This window comes from Pedobacter hartonius (genome assembly GCF_900107535.1).
GTDB lineage: Bacteria > Bacteroidota > Bacteroidia > Sphingobacteriales > Sphingobacteriaceae > Pedobacter > Pedobacter hartonius.
The window spans coordinates 169756-181157 of record NZ_FNRA01000008.1; the positions used below are offsets into that span (position 1 = coordinate 169756).

The window sequence follows — 11402 nt, forward strand, 5'->3', positions numbered from 1 at the left end:
CAAAATTACGTAATAAAGACTAATAGAACTTCACCCTATTGTCTTTTATATCACTTTTATCCTGTAATGCCTGGAAAGCTGCACCTAATGACCTTTGAGCAATCCCCTGAAGCATAGTTTCTTTCTGTTTGTAAGTATTACCAATCGGAGCCGGGTTAGTGAATCCGTTTACAGTAAACACATAAACCGCGCGTTCGCCATCAACAGGTTTTGATACTTTACCAACCGGTGATCCGAATACACTGCCGATCAGTTTGTTTTCCTGTGCAGCACCCGGAACGATAGGATTTGCAAACACAATATTCTGTACAGGTGTAACGGTTTTTCCAACTTTCTGCGCTACCTGGTTTAAATTGCTTGCACCCTGAGCTGCTTTTTCAAGTTTCTCGCTCAGCATTTTAGCTTTAACAGCATTTAATACCATCGGTTCAATATCTTTTTTCACTGCTTCCAGCGGTAAGATGCCCTTTGGTTTAATATCAGTCAGGTGAGCCACAACAAACGCATTATCCATCTGGTATACTTCAGTAAGCATATCACCTTTTTCGGCGCCAAAAGCATCACGGATCAGCTGACGCGGGTTGTCAAGACCGGGCGCATAACCCTGGCTTCCTGTAAGCCTGTCTGCCACGGCAACCGTATAGCCCAATTTTTTTGCTTCTGCATTGAAATTATCTCCTTTTACAGCGCTTAAGAAGCCTGATGCTTTTTTATAGGCCTGATCTTTGGTCTTGCTGCTTGGCGCAAGGTTTTTCTCTATATATGCCAGTTTAGCAACTTTAGATGAACCGATCTGATTTTCAATTTTGATCAGGTGAACACCGAATTGTGAACGTACTACTTTAAGGTCGCCAGTCTGCCCGTTGAATGCGGCAGTCTCAAACTCAGGGACCATCTGTCCCCTTGCAAAAGTACCCAGTTCACCACCTTTATCTTTTGATCCGTCAACGCTGTACATTTTAGCCAGTGCTGAGAAGCTGCCACCATTCTGAACAAGTGTTTTTAGTGAATCAGCAAATTTCTCTGCTTTATCCACACCGCCCATTTTGGTTGCATCCAATAAAATATGGCTGGCTTTAACTGAATCAGGCGACATACGCGTATCAATTACCTTAACCAGTTTATAAGAGTTTCCGGAGAACACCGGTCCGTAAAAACTGCCTGCCGGTAATGCGAAAACGGCAGAATCAATTTTAGGATCAAGTTTACCTTTTGTGATATAGGCATAAGGAACTTTAACGTCAGAATTGATTGCAGAGAACAATGAATCGCTTTTTGAAGCTTTGAAGTCTGAGGCCAGTTTTTCTACCTGTATTTTGATTGCAGCCGAATCCTCTTTAGTAGGATTTACACTAAATGACACGTATTCAAATGAACGTGTTTCAGCAGGGTTTTCAAACTTCTTTTTATTTTCGTTATAATAATCTGAATAATCAGCATCTGTTGGTTTAACAGAAGCATCAGGAATGCTTGCATAATCAAGGCTTACATAGTTGAAGTTTGCCAGTTTATTCCTGTTCTGGTATTCATCATTTGCTTCCAGTGAAGTTACATACACTGAGTTTTTGATCAGGTTCGTATATTTCTGCTGTAAAGCTTGTTTTTCAATTTCAGTCTGCAATAAGTCCCACTGTTGTTTCAGCTGGGGATTAGTGCTCTGTTGTTTCAGCGAGTTGATTACCGCAGCACGGTCTACCTGGCCTGTTTGAGGGTTACCAAAATACTGTACAATCAGCGGGCTTGGTTTTTTGCCCTGGATCAGGTCAAACAATTCATCACCTGAAATATCCAGACCAAGGCGTTTGTATTCTTTAGACAATAAAATGGAGGCCAATTCACCGTTCCATGCATTATCTACAGCCATAGCCGTCATCTGAGGATTTGCACTGCCACCGTACTGTTGTTTGAACTGCTGCAGATTCTGATCTACCTTAGTACCGAACTCGTCGATGCTGATCTCTTCACCATCTACAGTTCCGACAACCTTTTGTGATGCCGCCCAGAAAGGCTTACCTACGTTAATTGCATCACCAACTAAAAATGCAACAATTGCAAAACCGATGGCTCCTACCAAGATAAAGCCTGCACGATTCCGCAAAAATGTCATTAAACCCATAATATCTATTATTTATATTTTTTTTAAGAGGGCGCAAGATACAACTTTTGGCAAAAAAAGAAAACAATTATATGTATTTGAATAAGTATTTAAAAATTAAGGGAATAACACCCCCGGATCAGCTTCCTTATGGTGCTAAATCACCCTTCACATACGTCTCCCCTGAGCCTTGTTCAAAATCAACTGAACTGAAATCTTCGGGTGCGCTAAAGTTAACCGCATTTAGTACCGTACCGTCAGGCCTGGTCACAATACCACGCGGGGAAAAGAACATTTTTTTACGCTGGTCCCAGGTGAGTTCCTCGGTATTGAAAGTGAGGTCATTTCTTACGACAACCACGTTTTTCTTAAAGATGGTGATTTGTTCCGTTTCTTTTCTCAGTGCATACTCAGACGTGATTGTGCCTGTTACGGTTTGAAGAGGATCGAAGAAGGTGATTTTAACCCCAGCCGGCATTTCCTGGTACTTGCTCCCCGAAGAAGGGTTAACCTGGTCCAGTACCGGTGCAAAGCCTTTAGCTTTTACCACTGCTGAATCGCTGAAGACAATCTCCACCTTCAGGGACCTGTCTTTGCTGAGCAAAGACTTTTTTGAGGATATTTCAGCCGCTGTTTTCAGATCATCATCATTACATGAGCTTAAAAACAGCGGTATAAGGCATAGTATAACAATCCGGGAAAGTATACCGCCATTGTTCATTAGTCAAATTTAAATCTCGTAAACCATTTGTCGTTGATGGTAAAACCCAAATGAAGGTTGACGTAGTTTTCACGCAGATCATCTGTCACCATAGTGCCCCTGCGTCCGATTTCGGCGGTTAAATTCATTTTGTAAAATGCATTTCTTGAGGAAGCCAGTGGTAAGCCCAGACCAAAGCTGAGTGCCATCTGTTTGACGTCATTATCAGCTAATTTGACATAGGTCTTGTCATAACTGAAGCCTAAACGGTAATCTACCTTGCTCCAGTAGCTGTTGATTGAAGTAATATCAGGCGTGATCTGTCCACCTATGGATGCTCCCCTGCTGTTTTGCAGCCCCTGGTTAACACCGTTGATGGTCAGGTTAGACCATTTGCCCATTCTCACATCGGCACCAATCAACCATTTGTTGTTCTTCTGAAGAACGATACCAAAATTGTGTACCAGCGGAAGTTTCAAATTAGATTTTCCTCCACCCACTGAATCTATGGTCTCAATCGTTGTTCCGCCCTCCTGGGTACCGTCATATACATATTTCGTAGCCAGGAATGTTCTTGTTGAATTGATCGTCGAAGCAGAAGAACCTGAATAACCCAGGGTAATCAGCATTTTTGAACTCAGACGAAAATCGTACTGCGCGCCATAAGAAAATGCAATTCCGCCTACGCTGTTCTTGTTTTGCAGACGTGTTGCATAACTTGGCTCAACCGCCCCGTCATCCACTCCATCATCTGAAAACTGCAGGTCCCTGTTTTCGATCAGGTTACCAAAAAGATATTCGATGTTCGCACCAATCCTGAAATTGTCACCGATGCGGTATCCGTATCCTATATAAGATTTAGTCAGGCCGCCTTCACCGGTATATGCGCTGTTCACGTTTTGGGTGGCACCGTTTCCTGTTCCCGAACCGCTGCTGATGGTTCCTGTCTGAAGAAAGTTGTAACCCAGGTCCGAATAAGGAAGGATACCGAAACTTAACGCAGAATGAGTGGTTACGGGAAACGCAAATGCCGCATGGCTGAGTGTACCATTAAAGCTTTTGTCTTTTAAATCACCTTTTGTCAGCGTTGTAAACCCTGCAGATATACCCGCATCAATCGTAGTCAGCGTAATACCTGCATAGGAAGCAGGATTCTGCATATTGATCGTGTTGTAACCTGTCGGCTTGTTTACTGCAGTAGAGATGCCTCCCATTGCCCTTAGCTGAGGAAGTAAACTTCCCCTGAGGTTTCCGAGTCCGTATCTGGAATAAGGCGACTGTGTAGTCACCTGAGCGTTAACAGAAATGCTGGCCATCAGCACCAGGACTGCAGTTATATAATTAATCTTTTTGTACATATTCAAATGCAATGACTTCGTTTAATCCTTTTAATACCAAATAGGGATCGTGTATAATTTGAGGCGCAAAGATGCTGTTTTTTAATTGTTCCAGCAAAAATGTAGCGTCACCCCCCGTTATTACTACCTTCAGGCCTTTATTTTTTATATTTTCAAGGGAAATGAACCCTTCAACTTCATTGATCACCCCTTGTAAAACACCATTTGTGATCGCCGTTTCCGTATCGGTTCCCTGGGGAATATTTTGCAGTTCCTTATCCCATTTCACTAAAGGCAGCTTCCCGGTATAGTGGTTTAAAGCCTCAAATCTCATATTGATACCCAGACTAATGCTGCCACCAAAATAAACGTTTGCATCGTTCAGCAGATCGTAGGTAATGCAGGTTCCTGCATCTATTACCAGGCAATTCTGCTGTGGATACGCATGATGCACCGCTATCACCTTTGCCCATCTGTCCTGACCAAGCGTAGCGGGCGTTTTATACTTATTCTTTACGCCGGTGTTCAGCCGGGTAGAAAACTGGATATAATTGGTACCGGACTTCAGAACGTCTAAAATACCTGTATCATCCTGTTTCACACTGGAAACAGTAGAATTCACAATTTTGTATTTATCAATTAATTCTGAGAGGCTATTTTGATCAATATGATCAGCACTTTGAAAAAATACCAGCACTTTATCATCAAAAACAGCAATCTTACTGTTAGTATTGCCGATATCTATGACCAGGTTATGCATTTACCAATCCCGGGGTAATAACTCCAAACTTCATGGTACAAAGCTATTAATCTTTACCAAGTTTCAAGGCTCCAAATTGTTAAAAAAAGTTAAACAAACAAAAAGAACTGTATCGCAAATACCAGAATAAGGAATAAACTTTCGTAAAACCAGCGTTTTGTTGCATTTGAAAAGTAGTATGCCAGTAAAACTGAACCGGGAGGAACACACAGTAAAAAATGGTATAACTTAAAAGCCGGTTTGGTATAAAAACTTAAAATGGCGATCAGGAACATAAAAAATAACATCTGAAAAGCCTTTCTTGTACTGATAAAACTCCTGAAAAAGTTTTCGCGCAGCTGGATCATGGCCAGCACCATCATCACTGTCACCGGGACCAGCACCAGGTAATCGTTATACTGGATCTTAAATACAGAAGGGAACTTGTTTTTAAGGGGAAGCCAGATATTATAGAACATTCCCAGATTGTCATTCCAGTAATAAAAAATGGCCAGGAAAAATATAATACTGAGGAACCCGATCAGGCCCGATACCCACTCGCGCCAGCTGAATGCACGGTATAACAGCAGGCTCAGCCAGATCAGCAGCAGCATCATCACGAAAGGAAAGTAGATCAGTGTGCCCAGTGCAATGAATATACCCACATCAAACATGATCATGATCGCATTGGGCGACTTCCCTATTTTCAATAATTTATCCATGATCATGATGAGCAGGAAATTACAGATGAGGGTGGGGCTGAGAATCAGGAATGGCTCAAACAGGCTTGCCGAAGTGATATAAAGCAGTGCGGGCAGGAAACTTGGCTTGGCCAGCAGTGCATGGTTATTCACGATCCTGTTGAAGATAAGCGCCTGGATATAGATCAGGATTCCAGCAATCATCACATTTGACAGGGTGGAAAAATCGTTTCCCATAGGGATCTGGACCAGGAACTTGGTATAAGGTTCCAGAAATTCAAAATTCAGTCTTTCGGGCGGGTTTGTCAGGATAGCGATCCGCATAAAAAACGTATATGCAAAAAGCAGCAGCAGGTTAACAGGATTTAATGTTTTGAATTGATTGATCATGCCGTTTAGTTAAGGGCAAAGTAAAGAAATTTATCTGGCAAACTGCTTTACAACCTTTTCAATCACCTGGGCCGTTTCATCAGGAAAACTAAACTGGTGTTCCTGCGGATTCGAAACCCAGTTTTTCAATATCGGAACCCAGTTTTTATCATGCCCCCAGATAACAGGCAGCCCCATTTCCTGTAATGCAAACGCGTTGCACTGCTGCTCGTACTGAAATTTCATGGGCACAACCAGCAATTTTTTCCCGAGGAACAGGGCTTCAGACGGCCCCTCGAAACCTCCCCCGGTGAACAGGCCCCTGCAACTCGCAAGACTGGCGTTAAACTGTTCATTATTTACCGGCGACACACTTACATTTGCCTCCGAAAAACTGGTCTTTGTGTGTTTCGAAAAAACCCGCCACTTTACGTCGGGGATCTGTTTCAGGATAGGAAGCAGTATCTGATCATCTATGGCGGGAAGATAAACGGTGTAATGTCCTGCATCACTGGTCACCAGGTTCCGGATCTCGGAACGGATCACCGGCGTATGGATAAAATCATCATATGCTTTAAAATGAAAACCTACATAATGGGTGGCAGGGGCATAATATTTCATGACCAGCTGCGCCCAGTTTACGCTTGGCGGTTTTGGTACTCTGGCAGATTGAAAAGATGCCTGGTGGCTCAGCCCCACGCTTTCTATTCCCCTCAGCTTACAGGCCCAGGCCGTAACGGGTTCAAAGTCGTTTAAAATCAGATTGTAATCTTTGAGCGGCAGCTTGCGCATGTCATTGATAAAACGCGGAAGGTTCATAGACTTCCAGGTCTCATAGTGGTTCACACCACCCTTTTTCCCGAAGATAAAACTAAAGCCGTGAAGCTGGAAGGCGATATCCTGTCTTAACTTCACATCTGCCTGTGTACCACTGATTAACAGGTCTACATCGCCATGCTGCTGCAGTAAAGGTACGATCTCGCGCGCACGACTAATATGACCGTTTCCTGTACCCTGTATGGCATAAAGTATCTTCATCCTCGCCGAATATCTGTAATTTTTATCCGCTAGACAATTTCTAATTTTATCTTTTGGAGTAAAGCATTGATATCCAGTTTACTGTGTAAATCTTCACTATCAGAAAGTGCCCCTTCTTCCACTTCATCGGTTTGGAAATCCTTGTTGTCATACTTGAAGATGTTCCATTCTTTATTCGCGTATTCCAGTGCGGTAAGGTTCTCTACCCAGTCGCCGCTATTGAGGTAAACCACCGACCCGTCCTCGGTTGCGATGACCCGTTTTTCAGGCTGGTGTATATGTCCGCAGATCACGTACCCATACCCGTTTTTTGCAGCCAGTTCAGCAGCGGTCTGTTCGAATCCGTTGATAAACTTAACGGCATCCTTAAACTGGGCTTTAATTTTTTTGGAGAAACTCATTTTTTCCTGTCCGATTAAAGTGAGGCCCCAGTTGACAACGCTGTTGATCAGGATCAGGGAATCGTAGCCCACGGCGCCAAGTTTGGCAAGCCATTTGGAATGCTGCATGGTCACGTCAAATATATCGCCATGGAAAAACCAGGCCTTTTTGCCGTCTAATTCTAAAACCAGTTTATTCTGAAGATGGAAGCCACCCATATGCATGTCGGCAAATTTCCGGAGCAGTTCATCATGGTTACCCGTCAGGTAATAGACAGGCACACCTTCAGCGACAAACTTCATCAGCTTCCGCACCACCTTCATATGCGTTTCCGGCCAGTATCTTTTACTGAATTGCCAGATGTCGATGATGTCGCCGTTCAGGATGAGCATTTTGGGTTTGATGCTCTTCAGATACTTGAGCAATTCTTTTGCATGACAGCCATAAGTACCCAAATGAACGTCAGAAATAACAGCGATATCTACTTCTCTTTTATACATCATCTTCCTCCATGGTCAGTTCATAGGGACTGAAAAAGAATGCCACCAAGACCACCACACCAATCGTAAGAGCTATTTCCTGCATATCATTTCCAGTTTATTATACAAATATGCAATATGCAGGTTAACAGGGTATTAAGAAACTATTATGATCGGGTTACCAGTGATCTTTATATTTCGATCCTCAATTCGCCTGAGAAAAAATCACAATTGTATTTATACCTGGTGGCCATTTGCGGGAATAGATCTCTCCCAGATAACGCTTCCAACGCTATGTGAAGCATATAACTGCGTTGCGACTGCGCTATTTGTGGCGAAAAAGCGCAGTCGCAACGCAGTTATAACCTATTTAAAGCGTTAGAAGCGCTATCTATGAATTAATAATACCTCAAGAACGCTAACAAAAACAAACAGTAGCAAAGCGGGCGGAGTATTTTAACCGATACAAAAAAAGGCTGCTACAATGAAGTAACAGCCCCTTAAAATAAAGTTAGCGTCAGTTAAACCGCCTTTTTAGTTTTTTTGTTATCCGTGTAAAACGCAAACCCTAAGCCAAGCAGCAACAATATTGATCCTGCAAGGGAGATCTTTTCACCCGTATAATAAGACGTTGGGTGAAATACGAATTCCAGTTTATGGTTACCCGACTCCAGCTGCGCAGCACGAAGAACGTAATCTGCCCGGAAATAAGGTTTCTCCACGCCGTCGATCAGCATCTTCCAGCCTTTATCATAATAGATCTCGGAGAACACCGCAATCACGTCCCTTGGGGCACTGTATGAATAGATCATATGATCAGGATTGTAGCTGTCCAGTTTAATAAATGAGGTTGGCCCGCCAAGTCCTGCGCGGGTGGTATCCATCGCGCTTTTATATTTCATATCAACGATAGCTTCCGTTTTAGGATCAAAGCTGCTGATGGCTTTCATCTCTTCATCAGAATTCTGAACAAACTGAACTTTGTCTACTATCCAGGCATTACCTGCCGCAGTAGCATTCCGCTGCATTTTGTAGGATCCCGTCTGCGGGTCCTGCGTGATGATATATTTGGTATTCAGCATATCCAGCACATCCTGGTTTACGCTCTTCGTAAACTGATGATCGATCAGTTCCTGTATGCGTTTTAACCTTGCTGAGTGTGCTCCGCCCACGGTTTTATGGAAGTAAGAAGCATCGGCACTTGTAAATGTTGGGATAGAGGTATCGAATACCCTGAAATCAGGGTCTTTATCGGCCATGATGAAGGTATCCACATCCCTTGGCTGATAATGATTGCTCAGCGCACTTTTGGGCACGAAGTTCTTGTTGTTCAGGTAACGGCGGTCAACCTGCCACATGTCAAACAGGATCACTACAGCCAGAAGGCCAAAAACCACTTCGGCTTTCATCTTTTTCGTGATCAGGGCCCAGATCAGTCCGAATCCGATAGCGATGAAGATCACGGTACGGATGGCGTCAGCCCTGGCCAGGTCTACCCTGTCCTGTATCAACGCATTACCGATGGTTGTTGCGATATTCCTGTCATTGTTCAGTGCGCGCATCAGCGTTTCAATAAACTGGTCATGGTCTGATGTCCTGAAGCTGAAAAACAGCGTAGGCATAATGGAAACTACCAGTGCAAAACCACCTGTGATACCGGCCGACCAGGTCAGCTTTTTCAGCAGGTATTTCTGATCATATTTTCCCTCCTGGGCTTCCTTGATGGCAAGTAAAGCAAGAATAGGGAACAAGAGGCCTACAACGGCCAGTATAGATTCAACAGCCCTGAACTTATTGTAAAGCGGCACGTAGTCAAAGAAGATATCTGAAATGAAGGGGAAGTTCTTACCGAAAGATAACAGCATGAACAGTATTGTAGCAGACAGGATCCACCACTTTATCCTGTCATGAACGATGAATAATCCGAACACAAACAGGAAACAGATGATCGATCCGAAATAGTACGGCCCTGCTGTGAAAGGCTTATCCCCCCAGTATACCGGCAGGCGCTGTGCAAAATCTGCAGCCTGGTCTGGCGTTGCGCCCACAGTCTGGATGGCTTTTGCCACATTTGATTTTTCATCCAGGCGTTCATTACCACCACCATATAAATTAGGGATCAGAAATGTAAGGGATTCCCCAACACCCTGGCTCCACTGGTAAGCATAATCTTTTGGCAAACCATTGTCCGGCTCGGCGGAATCTGTTTTTAGATTGGATTGACCACGTATGGTTTCTTTTCCGTATTCATAGGTAGTCCACAGGTTACTCGCGTTGATCATGATGGACAGCAGCACTGCTATACCCAAAAATCCCATTGCTTTACCTAATTCCTTTGTCCGCTTTGTTTTGACGGCGTGGTAGATTTCAATACCGATATAGATCAGCAGGGCTAACAACAGATAGTAGGTCATCTGGATATGATTGGCCCTGATATTCAGCGCCAGGAACAGTGCCGTTAAGCTGGCACCCATCCAGTATCTGCCCCGCAGCGTTAAGATGATACCGGCAAGTATTGGTGCAAAAAAGCCGATAGACAGGGCCTTGTTGCTATGTCCGGCGGCAATGATGATAAAATTATAGGACGTAAAGGCAAATGCTATTGCCCCCGCAGCGGCAAGCCAGGGATTGATCCTGAGCACGCAGAATAACAGGTAAGAACCCAGAAGGTACATCAGTACGGTACCTACAGGGTCCGGAAAGGTATCCTTGATCAGGGAGATTCCGTAAGTAGTTAAATTCAACGGATATTGAACCCAGATCTGGTAGGCAGGCATTCCTCCGAACATTTGATTCGTCCAGAGAGGGCCTTTGCCATCTTTAGCCTTGTAATCCATGATCTCCTTTTGCATGGCCTTTGCCTGCAAAACATCGCCTTGTTCCGGCACTTTACCCTGAAGGACAGGACTAAAGTAGACAAAACATATAATTACAAAAAACGCACTGATGGCCAGATGTATGCCATTCCTTTTTAACCAATTATTCATTAAGGTTTGCTTATATTTAAACTAACCCCAAAAATATAAATTTGATACAGATTAGGAAGCAAAATAGACCGATTAGAAGAAAATACTTTATTTTACTTCTTCGTATTCCACAAAATCACCCAGTTTATCTGCATTTCCATGCTTGGGCTGTGGTGGTACATAATCGATAGATATTGAACCTTCCGGTTTAGATGACTGTTGCGGCTGTCCGTTTTGCCGACCTTGCTGTTCCTGCATTTTTCCAAAGACGCTCTTCAGCACCACAGGAAAAACAAGCCGCAGGAGTACCCGGATTACCCAAAGGATCAGTATAGTGATGAAGAGAAATTTAATTATTCCCATTTTTATGATTCATTTAATTTACAAATATAGACAGATTTCTTAAACTATCTGTGCTACCCTTCCCACCTGCCCGTCTTCGAGCCTCACCTTGATTCCCCTGGAATGATAAGGTGATGATGTGAGCAGATTAGCTACGATCCCGCGTGTGAGTTTACCACTGCGCTGATCCTTTTTTAAAATGATATCTACCTCAAGCCCCGGATAGATATCCGATCTGTTTTTTCCGTCCATTAT

10 protein-coding genes are annotated in these 11402 nt (G+C 43.5%); all 10 read right to left on the reverse strand.

The window, feature by feature from the left end; translation table 11 throughout:
- Positions 1-19 precede the first annotated feature (19 nt).
- The 10 genes from BLW16_RS14930 to BLW16_RS14975 all read right to left on the reverse strand — a co-directional run bounded on the left by BLW16_RS14930 (position 20) and on the right by BLW16_RS14975 (position 11399).
- On the reverse strand, positions 20-2116 hold the full coding sequence (locus BLW16_RS14930) for a peptidylprolyl isomerase (protein WP_090558026.1): 2097 nt from the start codon (positions 2114-2116) through the stop codon (positions 20-22).
- A gap of 127 nt (positions 2117-2243) precedes the next feature.
- Positions 2244-2816: an LptA/OstA family protein gene (locus BLW16_RS14935; RefSeq protein WP_090558028.1), complete on the reverse strand. Its 573-nt coding sequence runs from the start codon at positions 2814-2816 to the stop codon at positions 2244-2246.
- Positions 2816-4153: a BamG family beta-barrel-assembly machinery protein gene (locus BLW16_RS14940; protein ID WP_090558030.1), complete on the reverse strand. Its 1338-nt coding sequence runs from the start codon at positions 4151-4153 to the stop codon at positions 2816-2818. Before BLW16_RS14940 ends, BLW16_RS14935 begins: the two co-directional genes overlap by 1 nt.
- The gene (locus tag BLW16_RS14945; RefSeq protein WP_090558033.1) at positions 4137-4892 is read right to left on the reverse strand and encodes a type III pantothenate kinase; all 756 of its coding nucleotides are present in this window, start codon (positions 4890-4892) and stop codon (positions 4137-4139) included. The genes BLW16_RS14940 and BLW16_RS14945 overlap by 17 nt, the downstream gene beginning before the upstream one ends.
- 89 nt (positions 4893-4981) lie before the next feature.
- Complete coding sequence (locus BLW16_RS14950; protein WP_090558035.1) at positions 4982-5962, reverse strand: DUF6427 family protein; 981 nt, start codon at positions 5960-5962, stop codon at positions 4982-4984.
- Between the two features lie 30 nt (positions 5963-5992).
- Complete coding sequence (locus BLW16_RS14955; protein ID WP_090558037.1) at positions 5993-6979, reverse strand: glycosyltransferase family protein; 987 nt, start codon at positions 6977-6979, stop codon at positions 5993-5995.
- 29 nt (positions 6980-7008) lie between these two features.
- Complete coding sequence (locus tag BLW16_RS14960) at positions 7009-7860, reverse strand: UDP-2,3-diacylglucosamine diphosphatase (protein WP_090558039.1); 852 nt, start codon at positions 7858-7860, stop codon at positions 7009-7011.
- A 500-nt stretch (positions 7861-8360) separates the two neighbouring features.
- Positions 8361-10826 carry a hypothetical protein gene (locus BLW16_RS14965; RefSeq protein WP_090558041.1) on the reverse strand — a complete coding sequence of 822 codons (2466 nt, stop codon included), beginning with the start codon at positions 10824-10826 and terminating at the stop codon, positions 8361-8363.
- 87 nt (positions 10827-10913) lie between these two features.
- Entirely contained in the window at positions 10914-11168 is a 255-nt protein-coding gene (locus BLW16_RS14970) for a DUF4834 family protein (RefSeq protein ID WP_090558043.1), read from the reverse strand.
- 39 nt (positions 11169-11207) lie between these two features.
- Positions 11208-11399 (reverse strand): YwbE family protein, encoded by a 192-nt coding sequence (locus BLW16_RS14975; protein ID WP_090558045.1) that lies wholly within the window; start codon positions 11397-11399, stop codon positions 11208-11210.
- Positions 11400-11402: the final 3 nt, after the last annotated feature.

Bases quoted from the DNA above. Each gene is read 5' to 3' on its own strand.
- BLW16_RS14930 (WP_090558026.1), bottom strand. From the start codon at position 2,116: ATGGGTTTAATGACATTTTTGCGGAATCGTGCAGGCTTTATCTTGGTA.
- BLW16_RS14935 (WP_090558028.1), bottom strand. From the start codon at position 2,816: ATGAACAATGGCGGTATACTTTCCCGGATTGTTATACTATGCCTTATA.
- BLW16_RS14940 (WP_090558030.1), bottom strand. From the start codon at position 4,153: ATGTACAAAAAGATTAATTATATAACTGCAGTCCTGGTGCTGATGGCC.
- BLW16_RS14945 (WP_090558033.1), bottom strand. From the start codon at position 4,892: ATGCATAACCTGGTCATAGATATCGGCAATACTAACAGTAAGATTGCT.
- BLW16_RS14950 (WP_090558035.1), bottom strand. From the start codon at position 5,962: ATGATCAATCAATTCAAAACATTAAATCCTGTTAACCTGCTGCTGCTT.
- BLW16_RS14955 (WP_090558037.1), bottom strand. From the start codon at position 6,979: ATGAAGATACTTTATGCCATACAGGGTACAGGAAACGGTCATATTAGT.
- BLW16_RS14960 (WP_090558039.1), bottom strand. From the start codon at position 7,860: ATGTATAAAAGAGAAGTAGATATCGCTGTTATTTCTGACGTTCATTTG.
- BLW16_RS14965 (WP_090558041.1), bottom strand. From the start codon at position 10,826: ATGAATAATTGGTTAAAAAGGAATGGCATACATCTGGCCATCAGTGCG.
- BLW16_RS14970 (WP_090558043.1), bottom strand. From the start codon at position 11,168: ATGGGAATAATTAAATTTCTCTTCATCACTATACTGATCCTTTGGGTA.
- BLW16_RS14975 (WP_090558045.1), bottom strand. From the start codon at position 11,399: ATGGACGGAAAAAACAGATCGGATATCTATCCGGGGCTTGAGGTAGAT.